Source organism: Cupriavidus sp. USMAA2-4, assembly GCF_001854305.1.
GTDB lineage: Bacteria > Pseudomonadota > Gammaproteobacteria > Burkholderiales > Burkholderiaceae > Cupriavidus > Cupriavidus malaysiensis.
The window spans coordinates 1,774,059-1,797,861 of the sequence record NZ_CP017748.1 but is presented as its reverse complement, the minus strand read 5'-3'; the positions used below and the strand labels follow the sequence as shown (position 1 = coordinate 1,797,861).

Here is a 23,803-nt window from a genome sequence, read left to right as displayed (position 1 = left end):
GCGCGTGCAATGCAGCAAGGGCGGGGCGCCCGTGTGCGGGCTCAGGCGCCGCCCGTCACCGGCCAGCCGGCATCCCTGCCTGGCTGCTGCGCGAGGCGCCGCGCGGTGCTGCGCAGTTCCTTGACGAAGGCGCGCATGATGGGGGTCTGGCTGCGTCCCTTGAGCAGGTGCACGCCGTCGTTGGTGCTGAGGTGGCGGTCGGCCGTGAGGTAGCGCAGGCGGCCGTCGGCGGCGGCGCGCCGTGCCAGTGACAGCGGCACCAGCGTGAGCGCGGTGCCGCTGCGCGCGAGGTCGAGGCAGGCCGCGGTGGACTGCAGTTGGAACTGCGGGAAGGCGCCGCCGGCGCGCATGGCCACGCTGGCCGGGGTGAAGTCAGGCTCGCCGCCGGCCGGTACCCGGGGCAGCGCCCAGGGATAGGCGGAGAAGTCGATCGCCTCGCCCTGCATGGCGGCGATCTCATGCTCGGCCGAGAAGACCACCGCCAGCGGCTCGGTGGGCAGCGCCAGCATCAGGATGTCCTCGGCGAAGCGCGAGGCGTCGAAGCGGCGGCGATCACATACCACCAGGTCGAGCTCGCGGTCGAGCAGGCGCTGCAGCAGCGGCGTGGTATCGCCGCTGGTCAGCGTGAGGTGCACCAGCGGATGGCTGTGCGCGAAGGCCGTGACGGTCTCGGTCAGCAGGGGCTGCAGCGGATAGGCGCCGCAGCCGACGCGCACGGTGCCCTGGCTGGACGCCTTCAAGCCCGCGGCATCCTCCTTGAGTGCGGCGGCGGCCGCGATCACGGTCTCGGCCTGGTGGATCAGCCGGCGCGCCGCCTCGGTCGGCGTGACCGTGTGCGTGGTGCGGTCGAACAGGCGGCAGTCGAGCGCGCGTTCCAGGTTCTGGATGCTGCGGCTGAGCGCCGGCTGGCTCATCGCCATCTCGTCGGCCGCGCGGGCGAAGCTGCGCAGGCGGTAGAGCGCCTGGAAATGCCGGAGTTGTCGCAGGTCCATGTCGATTCCGCTTGCTGATGCGCGCGATGCATGAGGGAGGACGCGCCGGTGGCGCCGGCGCCTGTCGTGTCCGCCCTGTGCGCCCGACCGGTCTCAGGCCGCCTGCCAGCGGCCGTCCGTCTCGCGCGCACGCCCCTCGGCGGCGAGCTTGAACAGGTGTGCCAGCAAGGAGCGCTGCGCCACCGGATGCATGCGCGGCGGCACGTCGTCGTAGACGCGCGCCAGCAGGGCGCCGAGCTCGGCCGCGCCCAGTTCGGCCAGCGCGTTGACGACCTTGGCCTCGCGCTGCAGGCGGTGGCGCACCAGCACGCGGATGGCGTCGGCGGGGCGCGGGATCAGGAAGCCGTGGCCTGGCGCCAGCCATTCCAGGTCCTCCTGCAGCAGGGCGCGCAGCGAGTCGAGGTAGGCCTGCATGTCGCCGTCGGGCGGATTGATGACGACGGTCGAGCCCTGCATCACGTGATCGCCGGTGAACAGCGTCTTCTCTTCCTCGAGCAGGTAGCACAGGTGATTGGACGCGTGCCCCGGCGTATGTACCACGCGCAGCGTGCAGCCTTCGCCCAGCGCGAGGCGCTCGCCATGCTGCAGCTCGCGTGCCGGGGCGAAGCCGGCATCCTGCCGGGCGCCCGGCGGCGCCGCGCGGCCCAGCACGGTGGCGCCGGTGGCGGCCTGCAGCTTCGGCGTCGCGGGCGAGTGGTCGAGGTGGGTATGGGTGGCGAGGATCCAGCGGATCGGGCCCGGCGCCGCGGCCAGCACGGCCTGCACATGCTTGTCGTCGTCCGGGCCGGGGTCGATCACGGCCCAGGCATCGCTCGCGGCATCGCCTACCAGGTAGGTATTGGTGCCGGGGCCGGTCATCACGCTGCCATTGCCGGCGGTCACGCGCCAGACGCGCTCCGACAGCCGCACCGGCGCGCCGGCTTCCAGCTCATAGCGCGCTTGCGCGCTGCCGTGCGGGTCGATGCGCCCGATCTCGGCGTAGCAGGCCTCGTCCGGCATGACCGGGCGCGGGCCGCCGGCGCCGAGGCCGATGCGCGGCATGATGCAGGCGATGTCGCGCCGCTGCGCGGAAAAGTCGAAGCAGGCCTGCGCGCTCTCGAAGTGCGCGATCGCCGCCAGGTTGCGGCGCGTGGCATTGACGAGCTTGAGGCCATGGTCCGGATGGATTGCTTCGGAGGGCCGGATCCAGCAGTGCTCGACCACCTCGTCGCCGTCGTGCAGCGCAACCTGTCCGGGCGGAGCGATGGCGACGAAGAAGCGGGTATCGAAGCGCTTGGGCAAGCCTGGCGGCGTCAGCCAGTAGCTGTGGTAGGCCAGGCGATCGACCGCCAGCCTCAGGCCGATCTGCGCGCAGGCCTGGGCCAGGCCGGGGCCGCCGCGGCGTGCGGCGGCGCGCAGCAGCGCGAGCTGGTCGGGGAGAAGCTGGTCGGGCACGAGCGGCTCGGGACCGGTGCCGTAGGCGAACAGCAGTCCGGCCTCTTCGAAGCATTCGCGCACCGCGGCGAGATAGAAGTCCAGTCCGCCCGCGGCCAGGCCGAGGCGCTGGCTGGCGCTGCTGTCGTCGAGGCCGGCGGCGTGGGCGTGCAGGTCGCGGTCCTGCGCGTCCAGCGTGCCGCCGGGGAAGACATAGGCACCGCTGCTGCGGTCGTTGTCGCGTTCGGCGCGGCGCACCATCAATACCTCGGGGCCGGCGGGACTGTCGCGCAGCACCAGCACGCTGGCCGCGCTGCGCAGGGAGTGGGGGGTGGTCTGGCTGCCGCTCTTGTCTGTGCTTGTCATGATAGGCGGATTGTCTCCTGGGGTCGGGCCGCGCCGCCGGGGCGGCGCGGCCAGCCCATAGTGTAGTCGGGTTGCCCTGCGCGCGCCCGCGGGGGCCACCGATTCACGCCTAGACAGAATGTATTGAAATGGGAGGTGAAAGACATGGCATGCGGGAATCAGCGCTAGGCGCCAAGCGCAGCCATAGCCCGGCTATGGCGAGCATCGGCAACGACGCGATGAGCCCGCATGCCATGGCAGGCACCGACCGATTTCAGTGATTCAGTGGACTAGAGTCAGGCATCCAGTGCCCCGAACGCTCGCAGCCGGTACGATAGCGCCGGCGCTACCGCCTTCGCATCCAACCGAGGAGACAACACGATGAAGACGCGCATCACCGAACTGTTCGGCATCCGGCACCCGATCATCCAGGGTGGCATGCACTATGTGGGCTTCGCCGAGCTGGCGGCGGCGGTCTCGGCCGCCGGCGGCCTGGGCATCATCACCGGCCTCACGCAGAAGACCCCCGAACTGCTGGCGCGCGAGATCGCGCGCTGCCGCGACATGACCGACCGGCCGATCGGTGTCAACCTGACCTTCCTGCCGACCTTTTCGGCGCCACCGTACGCCGAGTACATCGCGGCCATCGTCGAAGGTGGCGTGCGCATCGTCGAAACCGCCGGGCGCAGCCCCGAGGCCTATATGCCGGCACTGAAGGCGGCCGGCATCAAGGTGATCCACAAATGCACCTCGGTGCGGCATGCGCTGAAGGCGCAGCAGATCGGCTGCGATGCAGTCAGCGTCGATGGCTTCGAATGCGGCGGCCATCCCGGCGAGGACGACGTGCCGAACATGATCCTGCTGCCGCGCGCCGCCGACGAACTCAGCATCCCCTTCGTCGCCTCGGGCGGCATGGCCGATGCGCGCAGCCTGGTGGCGGCGCTGGCGCTCGGCGCCGACGGCATCAATATGGGCACGCGCTTCATCGCCACGCAGGAGGCGCCGGTGCACGAGAAGGTCAAGCAGGCCATCGTGCAGGCGAGCGAGCTCGATACGCGGCTGATCATGCGCCGGCTGCGCAATACCGAACGGGTGCTGCGCAATGCCGGCGTCGACCGCCTGCTGGAGATCGAGCGCGAGAAGGGCGAGGCGCTGCAGATCGCCGACATCTACGACCAGGTGGCCGGGGTCTATCCGAAGGTGATGGCGGAAGGCGAGCTGGACGCCGGGGCGTGGAGCTGCGGCATGGTGGCCGGCCTGATCGACGATGTGCCGACGGTGCAGGCGCTGATCGACGGCATCATGGACGGCGCGCACCGCATCATCCGTGAGCGCCTGGAGGGCATGCTGGGCTGAGGCGGCGGGCTAGGGCTCGGGTGCAGGCTCAGGCTCAGGCCCGCATCGCCGCATCGCATACCGCCACCAGCCGCGCGGCCAGGTCGCGCGTATGGGCGGCGGTCTCGGCCTGCACGTGCAGGCTCAGCTCCAGCGCCGGCGCCGGCGCGAAGCCGTCCGCCGCCTCCAGGATGCGGTGCCCGTCGGCGGCCAGCCGGCGCGGCAGCATGGTGATACCCAGCCCGTCCGCGACGGCCGCGCGGATGCCGGCGAGGCTGGCGCTGGCATAGGCGATGCGCCAGCGGCGGCCGGCGGCATCGAGCAGGTGGGTCATTTCGCCGCGGTAGAGCCCGCCCAGCGGGAAGGCCACCAGGGGCAGCGGGTCGCGCCCGCGCGCGGGGCGCTCGCGGCTGTCGAGCCAGCACAGCGGTTCGGCCCAGCTGGCCAGGCCCGGCGCGCTGCCCACGCGCTGCTTGATCAGCACCAGGTCCAGCTCGCTGCGCTGGAAGCGCTGCCACAGCTCGTGGCTCAGTCCGCTGGTCACTTCCAGGCGCACGCCGGGGTGCGCATCGGCGAAGGCCGCCAGCGCGGGCGTCAAGGCATGGGCGACGAAATCCTCGGGCACGCCCAGCCGGATCTCCCCCTGCGCATCGCCTTGCGCCAGCTGGGCCACGGCCTCGTCCATCAGTTGCAGGATGCGGCGCGCATAGCCGAGCAGGTGCTCGCCCTCGGGCGTGGCCGTCACATAGCGCCCGCCGCGGTGCAGCAGTTCGCAGCCGAACTGGGTCTCCAGCCGGCGCACCTGCTGGCTGACGGTGGATTGCGTCAAGTGGACGCTGTCCGCGGCACGCGTGAAGCTGCCGGTGTCGGCAACCGCCACGAAGCTGCGCAGCAGCACGGGATCGAGCATCGCTGGTATTTGAAAAGCCACTGATCGGCATTTCATCATTTAATTTCCCAATCAGCAAGGCGCTTCCTAGAATGGCCTGCCACGACCGGGCCGGCTGCCGCCAAGCCGTCGCCAAGCCGCTGTCACGCCCGGCCGTCTCATCTCATTTCCGCGGGGAGTTTCCATGTCCACCCATCCAGACCTGCTGCGCGAGGCCGTACGCCTTGCCCAGGACAATCGCGCGCGCGGCGGCCGTCCGTTCGGCGCGGTGCTGGTCAGGCACGGCGAGATCGTCGCCACCGGCGTGAACGGCATCGTGCACAGCCATGATCCGACCACGCATGCCGAGATGGAGGCCCTGCGCGCCGCCAGCCGCCGCCTGGCAACCCCCGACCTGTCCGGCAGCGTGGTCTACGCCAGCGGCCATCCTTGCCCGATGTGCCTGGCGGCGCTGGTCATGGCGGGCGTGGAAGCGGTCTACTACGCCTTCGACAATCCCGATGCCGCGCCCTTCGGCCTGTCCAGCGAAGCCGCCTACCAGAAGCTGCGCCTGCCGCTGGTGCCGCCGCCGCTGGCGCTGACCAAGCTCGATGTGGGCGTCAGCGCGATGGCCGTGTACGGCGCACGGGCCGGCCGTGCCTGAGCGGGCAGTACGCGCGCGGCCCGGGTCGCGCGCCGCCTGGCTCGCGCTGGTGGTGCTGGTCGGCATGAACCTGCGGCCGTTCCTGACCGGCGTGGGGCCGCTCGCCGAGCAGATCCACGACGGCACCGGCCTGACTTTCCGCGGCATGGCCTGGCTCACGCTGCTGCCGATGTGGCTGATGGGGGTGGGTGCCCTGCTGTCGCCGCTGCTGTGGCGCGCCGTGCCGGCGCGCCACGCGGTGTTGGGCGCCCTTGCCTTGCTGGGGCTGGGCTCGGCACTGCGCGCCGCCTGGCCGCAGGGGGGCGCGCTGATTGCCGCCACGGCGGTGTGCGGCGCCGGCGTGGCCGTCATCCAGGCGGTGTTCCCCGGGCTGATCAAGCAGCGTTCGGCGGGGCAGGTCGCTGCCGTGATGGGTTTGTATTCGGCCGCGCTGATGGGGGGCGGTGCGCTCGGTGCCCAGTTGACGCCGTTGCTGGCGCAGTGGTCCGGCAACTGGCGCGGCGCGCTGGCCGCCTGGGCGGCGCCTGCCTGGCTGGCGCTGCTGTTCGCGTGGCGTGCGCTGCCCAGGCCGGCGCCGGCACGTCCGGGGCCGGCACCGGCGGGTGCCCGCTTGCTGCAGCGCCCGCGCACCTGGCTGCTGATGGCCTGCTTCGGCCTGGTCAACGGCGGCTATGCTTCCCTGGTGGCGTGGTTGCCGGCCTTCTACCAGTCGCGTGGCTGGAGCGGTACGCACAGCGGTGGGCTGCTCGCACTGATGGCGTTGGCCCAGGCCGGCGCGGCGCTGTTGCTGCCCGCGCTGACGGCGCGCTGGCGCGACCGCCGGCCCTGGCTGTGGCTGACCCTGGCGCTGCAGGCGGCAGGCTTCGCCGCCTTCGCCGCATGGCCGGACCTGGCGCCGCGTGCCTGGGCCGCCATCTCCGGTGCGGGGCTGGGTGGTTGCTTCGCCTTGTGCTTGATCGTGGCGCTCGATCACCTGCCCGACGCGGAGCAGGCTGGCGAACTGAGCGCGCTGATGCAGGGCGGCGGCTTCCTGATCGCCGCCACGGCGCCCTGGGTCTGCGCCGCCCTGCGTGACGCAAGCGGCGGCTTTACCGCAGGCTGGCTCGCCCACCTCGGCTGTGTCGCCGTGGTGTCCCTGCTGGTCGCACGGCTGGCGCCGCGCGGCTATGGCGCGGCGCTGTCACCGCCGGGGCGTGCCTGGCATCCCCCCGGCGAACCGGGGCGAGCGGGCAACGGCCCCCGCGTGGCAGACCAGCCTCGGGGCTAGTCCATTGCGTCGGAGAAAGCGCACCCGAGCGGCGGGGCCTTTCGAATGACGCAGTGGGTTAATGCACCTGCATGCCCCGCATCGCGTGGATGCGCTCATGGTGTCGCTGCATGCCTTCGTACTGGCGCTGCACCACGTTGCGGATCGCCTCCGGCATATCGAGCTTCAGCGCGGAGCGGTATTCGCGGCGGGCGGCGGCCTCGCCGCGTTCGCATTGCTGCAGCACCACGTCGTCGTTGTTCGGCGCGATCACATGAAGGATTTCCATCCAGCTGCGCAGCATCGTGCCACCCATGGTGCCGCGATCACGCGGCGCGGCGCCGAGTGAAGTCACCAGCGCCTGCAGTTCGCTGACCGAGGTGCGGCAGGACTCGGCGGTCCCGCTCAGGACGGCGCGGATCTCCGCATCCTTCACTTCGCGCGCGCCCGCGCTGCAATTGAGCTCACCATCCTTGCCGACCTCGATCAGGTGGTTCAGAGTGGAAACCAGTTGGCCTTGCGCTTGATCCATGGCAGTCTCCTTTGCTGTCACCGGCTGACGCGATGCGCTGCGCACCCGGCGCCGGGGCGATGCCGGCGCGGCGGCGCTGGCTCGCGCGCCATCGTCAGCACCAGTATAGGCAGCGGGCCGGCGTTCGCGGCGGGGGCATATCGAGAGGGGCGGTGCGCCAGGGGCCTCGGCTGCCGCCCGCAGCGGGCGTTCGGGCCGGTGCTACCGAAATGCGCCAGCAAGCAAGGAGAAGCAAGATGGCAAAGCTCCGCGAAGCCTTGATCCATGATCTGCATCCGACACAGATCACCGTCGGCATGATCGAGGTGCATGACAAGAAGAAGCATCTCGCTGCCTTGAGCGCGGCGGAGCAGAAGGCCTTCATGCAGGCCCATCCGATCCCGGCCGTGGTAGGCCCTGCCGGCAAGCTGTTCATCACCGATCACCACCATCTGGGACGCGCCGCGCTCGAAGCGGGCGTCACCAGCGGCTTTTTCACGGTGGAGGCGGACCTGTCCGACCATGCGATCGATGCATTCTGGGCCGAGATGAACAAGAACCTCTGGGTCCATCCGCTCGACCAGAACGGTGTGCGCCACTACTACGCGCAGATCCCGTCTCACCTCAGCAAGCTGGTCGACGATCCCTACCGCTCCCTGGCGGGTTATGTGCGCGACGCCGGCGGCTACGAGAAGACGCCGACGGCATTCGCGGAGTTCGTCTGGGCGGACTTTTTCCGGCGCGCCATCCCGGTGGAGGACGTCAGCACGGATTTCCAGCGGGCGGTGCAGGCAGGGATCGCCCTGGCCAAGGGCAGCCTGGCCTCCGGACTGCCGGGGTGCAAGACACGCTAGGCAATCTGCCCGGACCTGCCGCAGGTCGCCGCGGCTGGCCTCGCGGCGGCGGGCTTGTTACAGAGTACATAGACAGTTACAAAGCGAACCCGCGTGGCTGTCAGCGGGGCATTTCCGGCCCACGTTAGTTGGGGCATGCCGGGCGATCCGCGCCCGGCATCGACAAACCGGGAGTGCTTCATGCAAACGCGCAAACTGATTGGTGGCCTGACTTTCGCCCTGCTCGCCGCCGGCCTGGCAGGCGGCGCCATGGCAAGCGAGAGCCAATGGGGCAAGAACCATCCGCGCCGCGAAGAGGTGAACCAGCGGCTGGCCAACCAGAACCAGCGCATCCACAAGGAAGTGCGGGAGGGCGAGATCTCGCACGCGCAGGCCGCCAGGCTGCATCGGGAAGATCATCAGATCCGCCAGGAAGAGCGTGTGATGGCCAGCCACGACGGCGGCCACATCACGCGCGCCGACCAGCGCGCGCTCAACCAGCAGGAAAATGCCGTGAGCCGCCTGATCGGCAAGTGACGCGCCGCGGTCCGCCGGCCGGTGCCGGACGCCGGGCGCGCGGACCGGACCACGCGGATGGGAGAAGGGAAGAGGGGCTGCGGCCCCTCTTTTTGTATCCGGCTCAGGGCTGCTTGATGGCATGGGAGGCGGCGTGTGAGGCGGCGTGTGAGGCGATAGAGGGGGCGGCAGTGCCGGATGGTATGCTTGGCGCCACCCAATCCATGGCAGGGACGAGGCCGCCCGGGCCACACAGGCCGCCCGCAAGGCGGAAGGCATCGCCCGGCCATGCCGTCCCTGACCTCCCATGCCGGAACTTAACCAGACGTTCACGCTGCCGCGCTGGCGCTTCACCCGCTGGCTGGTGAAGATCGACGCCGATGTCCCGGACGAGATCCGGCATGCCCTGATCGGCAGCCTGTTCGGCACGCTCTCCATCTTCGTCGGCGGGGTCGTCAACACGCTGCTGGTGGCGGCCCTGATCGCCTGGCATCTCCAGCGTCCGCAGTTCTTCGCCTGGCTGGCACTCGAATGCCTGATCTGCGTCGCGCGTATCGGCGTGCTGCTGTCAGCCTCGCGCCGCGCACGCGCCGGCCGCTCGACGCATACCGATATCCATATCCTGCTCAGCCTGGCGTGGGCGTTCAGCGTCGGGCTGGGGACCTTCCTCAGTATCACCAGCGGCGACTGGCTGGCGGCCGCGCTGGCCTGCTTGTCCTCCGCCGCCATGGTCGGCGGTATCTGTTTCCGTAATTTCGGCGCGCCGCGCATGGCCGGGCTGATGATCCTGCTGGCGCTCGGGCCCTGCTGCCTGGGCGCGGTGGTCGCGCGCGAGCCGCTGTTCCTGCTGACGCTGGTGCAGTTGCCCGTCTACGTGGCCAGCATGACCAGCGCGTCCTTTCGCTTGAACGCGATGGTGGTCGCCACCATGCAGTCAGAGCGTGAAAATGCCTATCGCGCCCGCCACGACTCGCTGACCGGCCTGCTCAATCGTGCCAGCCTGCTGGCGGAGATCGGCGCCGCCATGCGGCGCGGCCGCGCGGTGGCGGTGCGGCCGGTGTTGCTGTATCTGGACCTCGACGGCTTCAAGGCGGTCAACGATGCCTACGGGCATGGCTGCGGCGATGACCTGCTGGAGCAGGTGGCAGTGCGCATGCGCGCTGCCGTGCCTGCCGGCGCGCAGGTCTCGCGCATCGGCGGCGACGAGTTCGTGATCCTGCTCGCCGGCCATGGTGACGATGGGGTGCGGGCGCTGGCAGGAAGGTTGCTGGTGGAGATCGGCGCGCCCTACCAGCTGCACGGTGGCGTGCAGGCGGTCATCGGCGTCAGCATCGGCATCGCGCCGGTGCCGGCCGATGGCCAGAGCGCGGATGCCGTGCTGAAGACCGCAGATCGCGCGCTATACACCGCCAAGGCGCGCGGCAAGGGGCGTTTCCACATGGCTGGCACGGCGTAGCGCCGCGCCTGGACACGCGAAGCCGGTCGGCCAGCCGCCATCCGCGGGCAGGAGAGACGGACTTCCCCTGTCCGGCCGAAGGAAGCGATCCAGCCAACTGCTGCGCTGTGCTAGGTCGTGGACCGCGCCAGTCCGGCGCACAGTGGGCGCATCAGGTCAAGGCTCGCCGAGCGGGGCGTAGGCGACGGCGCCGGAGCGCTGCCAGTTCCTATGGAGGTCGGGGTAGAGGCGCGCGGCCGAGACCAGGCTGTCGCGCAGGGCCTTGTCGTGCCTGGCCTCCTCGTCGAGTGCCGGTGCGGCGGCGCGGCGAGGATGACCAACCGTGGCCGGCCGGCTGGCTTGGGGCGCGGCGCGTGGTCGCTTGCTTGCCGGCAATGCCTTCGCACTCGCGTCCGCTTCCTTCGGCGCGGGCGGGGCTGCCTGCGCCGGCATGGCTTGCGTGGTGCCTTGCGGCGCGGGCGCTACCGCCGCCTTGGCGGAGGGCGATTTGTCGGAGGCCGCCGCCGAAGGCGGCTCGGCTTGCCCGGGCGAGGGCGTGGCGGCTTTGTCCGCATGGACTTCCGCTGCCGCAGCGCCGGCCGTGACAGGTGCCTGCGTTGGCGCTGGTGCTGGTGCTGGTGCTGGTGCTGGTGCTGGTGCTGGTGCTGGTGCTGGTGCTGGTGCTGGTGCTGGCGCGGACGCGGACGCGGACGCGGCCATGGCGGCGTCGCCCGTCGCCGTCTCCTGGGGCACAGCCAGCGTGACCGGGGCAGCAGGAATGCTGGCCGGTTCGGCCGTTGCCGCCGTTGCTGCCATTTCCCCGGTTGCCGCAGTTGCCGCCGTGCCGATTGCCGCCTCGGCCGCCGGGTGCTCCGTGTCCTGGTACCAGACCACGGCCCCGCCGAGGAGGGCAGCGGCGATCGCGGCAAGGGCGGCGAGCTTGCCATAGCGGACCAGGGTACGCCGGCGCCGCTGGCTTCGCTTGTGCGCCTGCTGGCGGCGTGCCGACTCGTGTCTCGCTACCGCATCCGCGCGGATCGCGTTCAACGCTTGCGTGACCTCTTCCGCCGGCCCGTACGGCGGCGGCAGGGGCAAGGTGGAGAACAGCTGAGGAAAGGTGGTGGCGGACACTTGAGTCCCGGCTCCCGAAGCAGAGGTCCGCGCATCACTCGCACGGATCGGTCGATTTCAATGCAGGCCATGCTAGCAGCAGGTTCTGTCTATCCACCATGGGATTCGTCTGATTTTGCGGAGGCCAATATCTGCCATCCAACAGGCGGAGAGCCGGTCCGCGGCCGGGGAGAGCGCGATGTCGAGCCCATGATTTCGTATCGGATTGCTCATCCGACTGCGCATGCGATTGATGGAGCTACTTCCTACTAAAAATCAGAAAACGCTTAATCTGATGCAGGCGCATCTTCGCTAATTTGCACGGACGTCAACTTAGTGAACCGATGCGCCATGAACGTCCTCCCCTCCCCCAGGCGCGCCAGGCTGGCGCACCTCGCGATGGCCGCCGCGGCCTGTGTCATGCTGCATGGTTGTGGCGGTGGCGACGGCGGCTCCACCAGCACGCAGGCCGGCCCCGGCCCGGCTCCGGTCACGCCCGCGCCCGATGGCGGCGGCCGGCCGGATGTCGCAACGCTCGCCGTGCACGACATCACGCCGCAGTCCGGCGTGCCCGGCACCAGCGTCACCATCAGCGGCGAAGGCTTTACCCGCAGCACCAGCCTGTCCTGGGGCGACAAGCCGCTCGACGGCGTGTTCCAGTCTGCCACGCAGATAACCTTCGTGCTGCCGTCCACGCATGCGGCGGCCGACACCAGCCGAGCGCTGACGTTGCGGCGCGAGGATGGTGCCGAAGCGAGCGGGGCGCAGCCGCTCACCATCGAGGCCGTGCCCGAGCCGGTCGCGCTGAGCATCGCCTCGGCAAGTGTCGGCCAGCTGGTGCGTGTGCGCGGCGCCAACCTGCAGCTGGCCACGCGCATCGCCATCGGCGACCAGTCGGTGGCGGCCAGCGCCACCGCGGCCGACGGCACGTGGCTGGATTTCGTCGTACCGGCGCAGGCGGCGAGCGGCTCCGTCGTGGTGATCGATGCCAAGGACCGCCGCTTCGCGGTGGCGCCGCTGGAGGTAGGCGGCACGGGCCTGGCGGTGAAGATTTCGGACGTGCAGGTCGCGCAGGCCCAGCTGCACTCCGTCAGTGGCGCCGTGCCCAGCCGCTATCTGCGGCTGGTGCCGGGCAAGCCGTTGCTGGTGCGGGTGCGCCTGGAACCCGGCGACGGGGCGCAGACGATCGAGCCGGAGGTGCGCCTGACCGTACGCAACGATGCGCTCGGCACGCGCACCGTGGCCATGAAAGGCCCGCCGAAGCTGGGGGCGCAGACCGTGGCCGAGGACGACCTGGCCGGCAGCTATACCTACGAGCTGCCGGGAGAGTGGGTGCAGCGAGGGCTGAAGCTCGACGTCGAGGCCAACGAAAAGCGCTTCCCCGGCGTCACCGCACGCTTTGCCTATGAGCCGCCTGCCGGCGTGCTGGGGGGCGGCACCTCTATCCGCCTGCACCTGGTGCCGATCCAACCCGATTCCGGCGAGACGGTCAACCTGGATCTCGACACCTTCCAGCGCAATGTGCGCGGGCTCTATCCGCTTTCGGAAGTGGAGTTCATCGTCGAGCCGCCGCTGAAGCAGCCTGGCATCCTGCTGAGCGACAGCCTGAAGTGGCTCGGGGCCGTCGCCGAACTGCGCAAGGCCGGCGGAGCGACCAACAGCGACTTCTACTTCGGCATGCTGCCCTGTGACAGCTGCACCAGCTATGCCTATATTGCGGGCCGTACCGCGGTTGCCTCGCACCGCTGGTACGGCAGGGAAGACTACGCCACGGGCGGCGTGATGATGCATGAGCTGGGCCACAACTTCGGTCGCGAGCACAGCTTTGATGACGCAGCCTTCCCCTACCGGACAACGGACGGTGCCGATCGTCTCGGCGGCCCCTGGGTAGTCAACCTGCTGCGCGGCCGCATCCTCTACGATCCGGCCAAGCAGTATGACGTGATGTCCTACAGCTATCCCAAGACCGTTTCGGACTACACATACAGCGGCGCCTATGCCTACCTCGAAAAGGCGGTGCCACTGACCCAGAAGCCTGCGGCGCGCGAAACACGGTCGGCAGACGCCAAGGATGCAGCGGCAAAATCCGCCGACGCGCTCTACATCGCTGGCAGTATCGGCAAGGATGGCGTGGCGGCCACGCTGTCGCCGCTGCTGCGCATGCCGATCGTGCCCGATACCGTGGCGCTCGCTCCGCAGGCGGTCGTGCGGCAGGGAGACCTCGTGGTGGAAATCGACGCGGCCGGCGGCCGCTTCCGCTATCCGGTGCACCCGGTCGGCCTGAGTCACGGCGAGGGGGCGGCAGCGCTTGCCTTCGAGCTGGCCGTGCCGCCCATCGAAGCCATCCGCTCGATCCGGGTCCTGCGCGATGGCAGCCCGCTGCTGACGCGCGACGCCACGCAAGGCGCGCCACGCCCGCTGATGGCCGTGCGGCCGGGTCCGGGGGCCACGTCTACCGACTGGGGCAGCTACCTGCTGCGCGACGGCAAGCTGACGCTGACCTGGGATGCGCGGCGCTGGCCCTGGCTCAGTGTGTGGCAGGACGGTGAGGGCGGCCTCAAGCCGCTCGCGGTGAGCCGCACCGGCGGCAGCCTGGAGGAAGCGCTGCGAGGGCAATCGGTGCGCGGCCTCGTCATCGGTCTGAGCGACGGCCTCAACGGACGGCTCGAACGCATCACGCCGTAAGGGCTCACGGCAGGGTCCACCACGGGCCCGCCATGGGTCCCACATCAGGGTGTCGGCGCAGGCCGGCGCCCTGATGCTCTGAATCACAGAGTCGCGGACTGAGTCCGCCCTCAGTTCACCGATGGGCCGCGCAATGCGTCACCACGAGGGCTCGCAAGGCCTCAGCCTTTCCGCATATCGTCCCTCGCCTCGTACGACATCCCCGAAAGACTGAGTTCTTCCACGAACCCAAGACGCTGGACACCAGCGGTGGATCGCCCTCCAGCCGGCTTCTCGCTTGTGCAGGCGATATAGGGAAAGGCCCTCGAAGTTCATCGCTCGGTGCGGCAATGGCTCACACAATTCCTCCGAAATTCCGGACGCGTCTGATGTGCATCCCTTGTGCCGCTACCTAATATCGTGGTTGCAAACCGATAGCTTTTCCATCGGTATCGCACAAGCGCTTTCCTGTTCATTCCTCCAATAGTCCAAGCAAAAACATCATGAAACCACTGCGCAATATCACCTTGAAGAGCCTGAAGCAGCAGAAGGGCCAGGGCATGACCGAGTACATCATCATCGTCGCGCTGATCGCGGTGTCGGCGATCGGCGTGTACTCGCTGTTCGGCCAGACGATCCGTAACCAGACTGCGGGCCTGACCAAGGAAATGTCCGGTCAGGATGCGGCAGACAACATCAAGAAAGCCCAGAAGAATGCGACTGACGCGACCCAGAACGCGGACAAGACGAAGAACCTGGGTACGTATAACGACAGCAACAACGTGGGCGGCGGCAAGTAAGCCAAGCAATCGCTCATATGCATCGTCCTGCCCACCCGGGCAGGGCAGGCCGCGTCGCCCGCTCCCAGGGCGGGCAGACGCTGGCCTTCGCCCTGGCCTTCCTGCTGACCGGTTGCGTGGCCGTCTACGTGGTCTTCCATGCCTTCCAGGGCACGACCGCCAAGATCAAGCTGCAGAACACCGCGGACGCCGCCGCCTACAGCGCCGCGGTGCTGCAGGCGCGCGACTACAACTTCGCCGCGTACACCAACCGTGCCATGGTGGCCAACCAGGTGACCGTGGCGCAGGCCGTCAGCCTGAGGTCTTGGATCGACGACCTGGACAACACCTATACCCGGGACTGGTCCGACCTCGACGCCCTGATCAACCAGTACGCCGACCATCCCGAACAATGGAATTCACCGAAGCGCGCGGGCAAGCAGCAGATCCGGCCGGTGCGCGAAGCCTTTGACGCCCTGATGCCTACCCTGGTCACCGGCGTGGACAAGATCATCCACGCGCTCAGCCTGGCCCAGGCCAACTACCACGCGGCCACCTTCCTGGCCGTGCCGGAAACGGCCGACCTCGTCGCCCGCGAGAACCAGGGCGATACCCACGTCACCGGCGGCTACTTCTCGAGCGCCCGCAATGCCGCGCAGTTGGCCGAGTGGCAGCAGTACACCATCACGCTCGATCCGCAGCAAGGCGGCATCGACGTGCGCGACCGTTTTGCCGAGGTCACCACCGACGGCAAGACGCTGGACGGCTTCATCAAGGACCGCACCGCGCCGCGCAGCATGCCGCCCGGCTACCAGCAGATCGATGACAGCGCCAACCGGGCCTGTGGCTGGAGTTCGACCGCTTCGCGCATCGTCACCCATACCTCGCACAAGGGTGGCACCCAGTTGCGCATGAACCTGAAGGGTTGGGCCGCGATCGATGCCACCACGGCGAGCAGCCGCATCGAATGTGTCTACTTCGGCTACCCGCGCAATGTGTCGTTCGACATGACCACCGGGCGCGGCGGCGCTGCCAACGGCGAACTGCTGCGCGTCAGCGGCGTGGATTCGTACATGGTCATGCCAGTCCCCTTGCCGGCCAACTGGAAGGGCTACGGTGGCTACTACAACTTCAGCGACCATCGCAGCGGCGTGCCCGGCCGCAACGTGCTGGGCGGCATCGCCGACCAGTTCCAGGCCGGGCCCGGCAAGTCGCTCGACGCGGTGCATGGCGGGCTGCAGCCCTATATGGAGGTGCGCGGCAGCGCCGGCTCGCGTCCTGGGCGGGACCTGCCGCCCAACCGTGCGCCGCGTATCACCATCGAGGTCGAACGCAGCGCCGCGTCGCTGGTCAAGACGCCTGGCCTGAACGGTGGCGGACGCATGCGCGTCGAAGACCGCAGCGCCGGCGGCGTGATGCGCGCGCTGGCGAGCGCCAATGCCTATTTCCTCCGGCCCGACGAGCCGGGCCTGGTGGGCAAGGCGGCCGGCATGCTGGTCACGCCGGCGGGATGGCGGCGCGACGATGCCAAGATCGAGTATCCGAACCTTTTCAGCCCCTATTGGCAGGCGACGCTGGCACCGACCAGCGACGCGGAGCGCCAGGCGGCGATCGCCGCGCAGGCCGGCGGGGCACAGGACGACGGGAAACGCCGATGATCAGGATGCAGAAACCATTGCGCGCCGGCCAGCACGGCCAGGCGATGGCCGAATTCGTCGTGCTGGCCGTGTTCGTGCTGAGCGTGCTGCTGCTCGCCATCGTCTCGCTGGCCAAGCTCAACGATGTCCGCAACAAGGTGCTGATGGGTTCCCGCTACGCGGCCTGGGAACGGACCCTCTGGATCGACGGTAATTTCAACAAGCCGGAGAGCGGGCCGCCGGCCTGGGAGGATCCCGCGACCGACCAGGGCTGGTACAGCCAGTACGGCCCCAACGCGCTGGCGGCGAGAAAGGACGATATCGAGCTCAAGGCGGAGTTCCTGCGCCGCGTCGTCACGGCCAACGGCGAGCCCCTGCGCCAGACCGACCGCGAGGTGAGCTACTCCCTGCCGAAGAACCTGCAGGCCATGTGGCTCGACCACAGCGGCAAGGCGCTGGTCGGCCGCTCGGACGAAGTCCGCGTGGTGTCCGACGTGCGCGATCCCGGCGCGGAAGCGCTGCGGGCGCAGACCGCCGGGCCCTTCGGCTCGGTCAACGACTCCCGCGGCCGCGCCGTCGTTGCGCGCATGAACCTGAGTACCCGCAATCTGCAGCGCGCCGCGGTATCGGTGGATGCCGGCGCACGCAATCCCGCGCTGGTGCGCTTGTGGCCGACCTTCAAGGGGCTGACCTTCACCGACACCACGATCATGCTGAGCAATACGTGGATGCCGGAGGGCACGGACTCCCACCAGGCACTGTTCGCCCAGGCCGTCCCGGCCAGCCGGGCCAACCTGGTGGAGCCGGGCCAGTACCGGCAACTGGCCATCTATGCCCCTGAAATCGCCGATCTGCAGTTCGGGCGCTTGGCCCCGGACGTGGTGCCTTACGAGCGGGTGAGCCAATGAACGCCATGCAGATGAACGCCATGCAGATGCGCGACATGAAATCGGTCGAAGGGCTGCGGGGCGCATGCCGGCGGGCACTGTTGTCCGCCTGCCTGTTGATGCTGCCGTTCGCGGCGCCGGCTCAAGAGCGCTGCGACAAGCAGCCGGTCGCGCCGGAGCGCATCGAAATGGTCGGGCGCGACATGCTGATCAATGGCCTGGAGAGCACGGTGACCGCCGTGACGCTGCCGGGCTCCTCGCAGGACGTGTCGGCCGCCTTCCGTGACTTCTGGTCGCGGGAAGACGTGCCGGCCAAGGGGCGCAGCCTCGGTGCATCGCTGGCGTTGAGCGCGCTCGACGGAGACTGTTTCTACCTGCTGCAGCTTCCGCGGCAGTCCACGGCCGAGGCGGTGCGGGGCATCCTGAGTGTGACGCGCCTGACCCCTCGCGCGCGCCAGCATCAGATCCGCGCGGAGCAGGTCGCCCTGCCGGCCGGTGGCCGCACCCTGTCCGATATCGAAAGCCGCGATATCCGGCAGACGGGCCGTACCTGGGTGCTGGACGTGCCCGGCCGCGGCAAGGAGGGCATGGAGGCCTACCAGCGCCGGCTGGCCGGCGAGGGCTGGCGCCTGGTTGCGCAGGCACCGGCCTATGCGCTGGATGGCAGCAATGCCGTGAACGGCCATGCGCTGGCCATGCAGCGCGGCAAGGACCGGCTCGACGCGGTGTTCTCCGACGGCGGCGCCTCGAGCCGGGCCGTCGTCAATGTGATCCGGAGTTTTTGAATGACGTTCGTTGCAACCCGATCCGGCGCGCCGCGCCGGCGCACCGGCCATGCAAGGTGCGCGGGACCGCGGGCCCAGGCCGGACAGGCCTATGCCGAGTACATCGTGCTGCTGTCCTGCACCGTGTTCGGCTTCCTGCTGTTCTTTCGTTTCGCCTGGACCGAAGAGGCACTGATCACCGCCCTGAAGTCCTTTTTCCAAGCCTACAGCTTTTCCTTGTCGCTGCCCTGAGCGGGGCAGCCCAGTCTTATGCTTAAAAAAATCAAGATCGGGTCCATCCTTGGCAATCCCTGGGCGTTGCTGCTGTTTGCCGCACTGATCGCCTCAGGTCTGACCTACCTGTCCTACCAGTACCTCGCCGCCCGCGAGGAGCGACTGAAGGAGTCGATGGCGCAGCAGCGCCAGGCCGGCGTCCAGGTCGTGGTGCCGGTGCGCGATATCGAAGCCGGCACCTCGCTGGCGTCGGGCGTGTTCGCCATGCGCGAGATTCCCCCTGACCTGGTCTATGACGACATGGTGCGCGCGGAGGATTTCGCCGCGCTCGAGGCCTCGCAGACGATCAAGCCCGTGCTCCGCGGCAGGCCTCTGCGCCGCGCCGATGTGGAGGCCCTGCGCGGGCGCGACTTCTCCGATCGCCTGGCCCCCGGGCAGCGCGCGGTGACGCTGGAGATCGACACTATCAACTCCACGGCCAAGATGGTCAAGCCCGGCGACCGGGTCGACCTCTACTGGACCGGCACGCCACGTGTCGTGAACAGCGAGGGTGCGAGCCGGGAAGAGCCGCGCATGATCCGCCTGATGCTGTCGAACGTGCTGGTACTGGCGGTCGGCCAGGATGTGCGCCCGCGCGATGCCGGCGAGGCGCTCGACGAGCAGGACGGCCGGCGCCGGACGGACTACGACACGGTTACCGTGCAGATCGCCGTCGAGGACGCGCCCCGCGTGGCGCTGGCGCAGCGTATCGGCGGACTGCGCCTGCTGTTGCGCAATGCGGATGAAGAGGGCTTCACCGTTCCCACCGGCCTCAACGAGAGCAACCTGTTCTCGGCGGGTGGGGAAGCCGAGCGCGCGGTGGAGATCATCGCCGGCGGCATGGGACGCCAGATGATGCGCGTGCCGGACGAAGCCGAGCCGGCGCGCCGCACCGGCCCCTCCGCACCCTCCGCGCCATCCACGGCCGCGCCCGCCGCCGCGCCCCAGGCGCCCACCCACAGCCTTGTCGACCAGGCGAACGCCATCGTGCAGCAATTGCAAGAGCGCGCGGCGCCGGGTCAGAACCGATAACGAGTCGCGCTCATGTCATTCGTAGAAAAGAAACCGGTGCGCCAGCCGCGCCGCGGTACCCTGCTGCCGGCGTGCATCGCCGCGGTACTGATCGTCCAGTCGCTGCCCGTGGCCCATGCGGCCGGCAATGCCGGCTGGGTCCAGGCGGTTCCCGCCGCTTTCACGCAGACCTCCGAGGGTGTGCTCGAGATGTTCCGCGGCGAAGCCCGGACGCTGTCCATACCCGGCACCATCAAGCGCATCGCGGTCGGCAACGGCCGCATCCTGTCGGCCAGCGTGGTCGATGGCCGCCTGCTGCTGCTGGGCGATGGGGCGGGCGTGACCTCGCTGATCGTGTGGACGGAGAAGGGGGTCGCCCTGGAGACCAAGGTGCGTGTGGCCAAGGCCAACGTCGAGGAAAACGCGGCCCAGTTGCGCCAGGTGCTCGGCAACATCCCCGGCCTGCGGGTGAGCGCTACCGGCCCCAATATCGTGCTGTCCGGACCGGTGCATCGCGACAAGCTGCCGCTGATCAAGGCGGCGATCGACGGCCTCGAGCACGTGATCGACACCACGACGATCGAGGAAGGCGATGCGCTGAAGAAGACGGTGCACTTCAAGGTGCAGATCGTGGAGATTTCCCGCACCGCACAGAAGAAGCTCGGCATCGCCTGGGATACGCAGATTGCCGGGCCGAACATCGGCGGGCAGGGCCATATCGCCACCGGCATGGCCAGTGCCGCCTTGTCGGGGACCGGCTATTTCCTCGCCGGCATCTCGACGCAGCTCGCTTCCCGCATCAACCTTGCCGTGCTCGACGGCGACGCCTATATCCTGGCCGCCCCCGAGCTCAACGCCAAGAGCGGTGGCGTTGCCACCTTCCTGGCCGGTGGCGAGGTGCCGATCCCGCGCGCCGGCGCGCTCGGCACCATCGATATCCAGTACAAGCCCTACGGCATCAAGCTGGACATCAGCCCGGTGGTCGATTCGAACAACGTGATCTCCGCCAAGCTGCAGACCGAGATCAGCCAGATCGATCCCTCGGTCAGCTACGGCGGCATGCCCGGCTTCCTGACGCGCCGTACCGAATCGGACGTGTCCATCCGCGCGGGCGAGACGCTGGCGATCTCCGGCCTGGTCAGCGCGGATGCCTCCGACATGGCGTCCAAGCTGCCCTTCCTGGGCCAGATTCCCATCCTCGGCCGGCTGTTCCGCTCCGACGACTTCCGCGCCAAGAAGAGCGATCTCGTGATCTTCGTCACGCCGTTGATCTCCGATCCATCGCAGCCGGGGCAGGAGCCGAACGCCGGGCTGATGTCGCGCGCCAGCCAGATCGACGAGAACTACCGATCCCGCTATGGCGATCCGAGCCCCTTGTCGGTCATCAAGCCGGACGGCCAGCGTGCCAAGGCGGTGCCCGTGGAGGCGGCGCCCATGGAAGAGGCCGGGAAGCCCGCGCCAGCGCCGCTTCAGGCCCCCGTGGAGGCACCAGCACCAGCACCGGCACCAGCGGCACCGGCACCGGCACCGGTACCGGCCGAACCGGCCGGTACCTCGGCGGGCATTGCCGCTATCAAGCCGCGCTTGCTCGATGGCGCCATGCCGCGGTCGGCAAGCGCGGACGAGGCACGAGTGACTGCTGTGCGCCAGGGCCAGGGCCAGGAGCAGCCGCAGGCGCGTAGCGCCCAGCGGCCTTTGCTGCCGGGGGGCGCCAAGCGCATGCCGCAGCAGGTCGACGTGCTCGGCGGCGGCGCCGTGCCGATGCGCTGACGCTCAGGAGGAAACGGACTATGTTGACTATCCAGGTGAATCGGCGCAATGAGGCGCCGCAGGAGATCGAGTTCGACCAGGCCTGCGTGATCGGTAAGGACGCATCCTGCGACGTCATCGTCAAGGGGCTGCTGGTCGGCCGTGTGCACGCCCGCATCGCATTGGAGAACGGCGCATACTACATCGAGGACCAGGGCGGCATGGTGGCCACGCTGGTCAACGGCGAGCCGGTGACCCGCTACGGTCCGCTCAATGCCCCGGACACCATCGAGATCGGTACCGCCACTATCCGTGTCCTGCGCTTCTCATCGCGCTCGCACGCCGCGGCCGCCGCGCAGGCTCCAGCCAGCGGGACCGTCGACGCGGTGGCCTATGCCGCGCGGCTGAACGGCGCCGTCCCCGGTCAAGGGGACGCGCCGCAGTTGCCGCGCGACCCCTTTGCCATGCCACGCCCGGCCGATGACCTGCCGGCGCCAGCGCCGGCGGTGGCGCCGAGCGGCGCCACGGCAAGCGTTGCCAAGCCGTCGCCGGCGGTCGCCACCGAGGTGCAGCCGCGCCGACGCGCGACCGCCAGTCCGTCCGCCGAACCGCAGCAGGTAGCGCCGATCAACAGCCCGCTCGGCATTGAACTGCGCAAGCGCGCCCACCAGAAGGTGATCGGCGCGCTCGACCTGCGCCGGCTCAACGTCGCACGCATGGATGAGCGGGAACTGCGCGAAACGGTCGGCGCCACGCTCGACGAGGCACTGGGTGGCGACCCGCGCTTCAAGGTGCCGGAGATCCCTCTGGAGGTGCTGAAGAAGTCAGTGTTCGACGAGATCATCGGACTCGGCCCTTTGGAAGAGCTGTTGGCCGACGACTCCGTGTCGGAAATCATGGTCAACTGCCATGACGAGATCTTCATCGAGCGCTCCGGCAAGCTGCAGCGAACCCCGGTGATATTCACCGACGACCGCGCTGTGGTGGGCGCCATCGAGCGCATCGTCGCGCCGCTGGGGCGGCGCATCGACGAGAGCTCGCCGATGGTCGACGCGCGCCTGGCCGACGGCTCACGCGTCAACGCCGTGATCCCGCCGCTGGCGCTCAAGGGGCCGAACATCACCATCCGGAAGTTCTCCAAGCGCAAGCTGGTCGGCGAGGACCTGATCCGCTTTGGCTCGATGTCACCCGATATGCTCGAGTTCCTCGAGGTGGCGGTCGAGCGACGTGCCAATATCATCATCTCCGGCGGTACCGGCTCGGGCAAGACCACCTTGCTGAACGTGCTGTCCAATTTCATTCCCGATGACGAACGCATCGTCACGGTGGAGGATGCCGCCGAACTGCAGCTCACCCAGCCGAACCTGGTTTCGCTGGAGGCCCGCCCGCCCAATATGGAAGGCAAGGGGGCAGTGCACATCCGCGAACTGGTCAAGAACTGCCTGCGCATGCGCCCGGACCGCATCGTGGTCGGCGAATGCCGCGGCGGCGAGGCGCTGGACATGCTGCAGGCGATGAACACGGGCCACGACGGCTCGCTGACCACCGCGCACGCGAACTCGCCGCGCGACTGCCTGGCCCGTCTCGAAGTCATGACCCTGATGGCCGGGCTCGACCTGCCGGTGACCGCCATCCGCGAGCAGGTCAGCTCCGCCATCGACATCATCGTGCAGCAGACCCGCTTCTCGTGCGGTTCGCGCCGCGTGACGCACATCACCGAGGTCAGCGGCATGGAGTCCGGCGTGATCCTGCTGCAGGATGTCTTCGTGTTCAAGGAAGAGGGCTTCAACCGCGACGGCAAGATCCAGGGCCGCTTCACGCCGACGTCCTACGTGCCGGACTTCTACCAGGATCTCCTGCGTCGCGGCATCCCGGTCAATACGGATATCTTTACCCACACGGGGGAGTGAGGCGCTGCCATGAGTCTGACCGTCGTCCTGCCCGTCATCTTCTGCGGCATCCTGCTGATCGGCTGGATCCTGATCAGCCAGGGCAAGAAGTTATTCACTTCCCGTACCGAGCACGTCGCCGGCGAACTGGCCGCCTCGCTGGCCGACACCTTCGTCTTCGTCAGCCGCCAGAAGGTGCTGGCCTGGACCACCGGGGCGGTGGTCCTGCTGCCGCTCGGCGTCTTCGTCGCCACCGGCAACCTGCTCGCTACCGCGGTGGCCGCGCCGATGGCGTTCATGGTGCCGCGCAAGTACATGGCCTGGATGCGCAAGCGCCGGCTGCAGATGCTGGAGCAGCAGATGCCAGATGCCCTGCTGATGATGGCCGGCGCCATGCGTGCCGGCGCAAGTTTCCCGATCGCGCTGGAGAGCGTGGTGGCGGAAGCGCAGCCGCCCGTTTCCCAGGAGTTCGACCTGCTGCTGCGTGAGCTGCGCCTGGGCGTCGATCTCGGCATCGCCATGCGCAACATGGAGAAGCGCGTGCCGCTGGCGGACTTCATGATGGTCACGGCGGCGATCGCCATCTCGCGCGAGGTCGGCGGCAACCTCGCCGAATCGCTGGAGTCGGTGGCGCGCACCTTGCGCGAGAAGTCGATGATGGAGGGCAAGATCCGCGCCCTCACCGCACAGGGCCGCATGCAGGGCATCGTGATGACCTGCCTGCCCTTGCTGATGATGCTGGTGCTGCGCCACATGGAGCCCGAGGCGATGGTGCCGCTGTTCTCGGAGCCAGTGGGGTGGGCCACGCTCTCGGTCATCGCGGTGATGGAGTTCCTCGGCTACAAGTCGATCACCAAGATCACCCATATCGATGTGTAAGCC

The 23,803-nt window shown here is 69.0% G+C and carries 22 protein-coding genes; 17 read left to right on the top strand and 5 right to left on the bottom strand.

Annotated features, from left to right (window positions below):
• Positions 1-41: 41 nt before the first annotated feature.
• Both BKK79_RS07830 and BKK79_RS07825 read right to left on the bottom strand, forming a co-directional pair.
• Entirely contained in the window at positions 42-992 is a 951-nt protein-coding gene (locus BKK79_RS07830) for a LysR family transcriptional regulator (protein WP_071037493.1), read from the bottom strand.
• Positions 993-1,085: 93 nt separating this feature from the next.
• A complete protein-coding gene (locus tag BKK79_RS07825) occupies positions 1,086-2,771 on the bottom strand; it encodes an MBL fold metallo-hydrolase (RefSeq protein WP_071011118.1) in 1,686 nt (561 codons plus the stop codon).
• A 360-nt stretch (positions 2,772-3,131) separates the two neighbouring features.
• On the opposite strand from BKK79_RS07825, the gene BKK79_RS07820 reads away from it, so the two are divergent.
• Positions 3,132-4,106: an NAD(P)H-dependent flavin oxidoreductase gene (locus BKK79_RS07820; RefSeq protein ID WP_071011119.1), complete on the top strand. Its 975-nt coding sequence runs from the start codon at positions 3,132-3,134 to the stop codon at positions 4,104-4,106.
• 34 nt (positions 4,107-4,140) lie between these two features.
• On the opposite strand, the gene BKK79_RS07815 is transcribed toward BKK79_RS07820, so the two are convergent.
• Positions 4,141-4,995: a LysR substrate-binding domain-containing protein gene (locus tag BKK79_RS07815; protein WP_071037492.1), complete on the bottom strand. Its 855-nt coding sequence runs from the start codon at positions 4,993-4,995 to the stop codon at positions 4,141-4,143.
• A gap of 163 nt (positions 4,996-5,158) precedes the next feature.
• On the opposite strand from BKK79_RS07815, the gene BKK79_RS07810 reads away from it, so the two are divergent.
• Positions 5,159-5,617 (top strand): nucleoside deaminase, encoded by a 459-nt coding sequence (locus BKK79_RS07810; protein ID WP_071037491.1) that lies wholly within the window; start codon positions 5,159-5,161, stop codon positions 5,615-5,617.
• The gene (locus tag BKK79_RS07805; RefSeq protein ID WP_084084605.1) at positions 5,565-6,884 is read left to right on the top strand and encodes a cyanate transporter; all 1,320 of its coding nucleotides are present in this window, start codon (positions 5,565-5,567) and stop codon (positions 6,882-6,884) included. The genes BKK79_RS07810 and BKK79_RS07805 overlap by 53 nt, the downstream gene beginning before the upstream one ends.
• A 58-nt stretch (positions 6,885-6,942) precedes the next feature.
• Here BKK79_RS07805 and BKK79_RS07800 read toward each other — a convergent pair whose 3' ends face one another.
• On the bottom strand, positions 6,943-7,395 hold the full coding sequence (locus tag BKK79_RS07800; RefSeq protein ID WP_071011125.1) for a PA2169 family four-helix-bundle protein: 453 nt from the start codon (positions 7,393-7,395) through the stop codon (positions 6,943-6,945).
• A gap of 236 nt (positions 7,396-7,631) precedes the next feature.
• On the opposite strand from BKK79_RS07800, the gene BKK79_RS07795 reads away from it, so the two are divergent.
• The 3 genes from BKK79_RS07795 to BKK79_RS07785 all read left to right on the top strand — a co-directional run bounded on the left by BKK79_RS07795 (position 7,632) and on the right by BKK79_RS07785 (position 10,179).
• The gene (locus tag BKK79_RS07795) at positions 7,632-8,228 is read left to right on the top strand and encodes a ParB-like protein (protein ID WP_071011127.1); all 597 of its coding nucleotides are present in this window, start codon (positions 7,632-7,634) and stop codon (positions 8,226-8,228) included.
• 180 nt (positions 8,229-8,408) lie between these two features.
• Positions 8,409-8,744, top strand: coding sequence for a hypothetical protein (locus BKK79_RS07790; protein ID WP_071037489.1), 336 nt, complete (start codon positions 8,409-8,411; stop codon positions 8,742-8,744).
• Between the two features lie 286 nt (positions 8,745-9,030).
• A complete protein-coding gene (locus BKK79_RS07785; RefSeq protein ID WP_071037488.1) occupies positions 9,031-10,179 on the top strand; it encodes a GGDEF domain-containing protein in 1,149 nt (382 codons plus the stop codon).
• A 156-nt stretch (positions 10,180-10,335) separates the two neighbouring features.
• Here BKK79_RS07785 and BKK79_RS07780 read toward each other — a convergent pair whose 3' ends face one another.
• Entirely contained in the window at positions 10,336-10,611 is a 276-nt protein-coding gene (locus BKK79_RS07780; protein ID WP_071037487.1) for a hypothetical protein, read from the bottom strand.
• Between the two features lie 155 nt (positions 10,612-10,766).
• On the opposite strand from BKK79_RS07780, the gene BKK79_RS40255 reads away from it, so the two are divergent.
• From BKK79_RS40255 to BKK79_RS07730, 11 genes are all read left to right on the top strand, one after another.
• A complete protein-coding gene (locus BKK79_RS40255) occupies positions 10,767-10,922 on the top strand; it encodes a hypothetical protein (protein ID WP_157128410.1) in 156 nt (51 codons plus the stop codon).
• A gap of 697 nt (positions 10,923-11,619) precedes the next feature.
• Positions 11,620-13,953, top strand: coding sequence for an IPT/TIG domain-containing protein (locus BKK79_RS07775; protein ID WP_084084601.1), 2,334 nt, complete (start codon positions 11,620-11,622; stop codon positions 13,951-13,953).
• 482 nt (positions 13,954-14,435) lie between these two features.
• Positions 14,436-14,732, top strand: coding sequence for a Flp family type IVb pilin (locus tag BKK79_RS07770; RefSeq protein ID WP_157128409.1), 297 nt, complete (start codon positions 14,436-14,438; stop codon positions 14,730-14,732).
• A 17-nt stretch (positions 14,733-14,749) separates the two neighbouring features.
• Entirely contained in the window at positions 14,750-16,369 is a 1,620-nt protein-coding gene (locus tag BKK79_RS07765) for a hypothetical protein (protein ID WP_071011135.1), read from the top strand.
• Positions 16,366-17,256, top strand: a complete 891-nt coding sequence (locus BKK79_RS07760) for a hypothetical protein (protein WP_071037485.1) — start codon at positions 16,366-16,368, stop codon at positions 17,254-17,256. The genes BKK79_RS07765 and BKK79_RS07760 overlap by 4 nt, the downstream gene beginning before the upstream one ends.
• Complete coding sequence (locus BKK79_RS07755; RefSeq protein WP_084084599.1) at positions 17,253-18,020, top strand: hypothetical protein; 768 nt, start codon at positions 17,253-17,255, stop codon at positions 18,018-18,020. Before BKK79_RS07760 ends, BKK79_RS07755 begins: the two co-directional genes overlap by 4 nt.
• On the top strand, positions 18,021-18,251 hold the full coding sequence (locus BKK79_RS07750) for a hypothetical protein (RefSeq protein WP_071011137.1): 231 nt from the start codon (positions 18,021-18,023) through the stop codon (positions 18,249-18,251).
• A gap of 18 nt (positions 18,252-18,269) precedes the next feature.
• Positions 18,270-19,304 carry a Flp pilus assembly protein CpaB gene (cpaB, locus tag BKK79_RS07745; protein ID WP_071011139.1) on the top strand — a complete coding sequence of 345 codons (1,035 nt, stop codon included), beginning with the start codon at positions 18,270-18,272 and terminating at the stop codon, positions 19,302-19,304.
• 12 nt (positions 19,305-19,316) lie between these two features.
• Complete coding sequence (locus BKK79_RS07740) at positions 19,317-21,053, top strand: type II and III secretion system protein family protein (protein WP_071037484.1); 1,737 nt, start codon at positions 19,317-19,319, stop codon at positions 21,051-21,053.
• 20 nt (positions 21,054-21,073) lie between these two features.
• Positions 21,074-22,942, top strand: coding sequence for an ATPase, T2SS/T4P/T4SS family (locus tag BKK79_RS07735; RefSeq protein WP_071037483.1), 1,869 nt, complete (start codon positions 21,074-21,076; stop codon positions 22,940-22,942).
• A gap of 9 nt (positions 22,943-22,951) precedes the next feature.
• Positions 22,952-23,800 (top strand): type II secretion system F family protein, encoded by an 849-nt coding sequence (locus BKK79_RS07730; protein ID WP_071011144.1) that lies wholly within the window; start codon positions 22,952-22,954, stop codon positions 23,798-23,800.
• Positions 23,801-23,803: the final 3 nt, after the last annotated feature.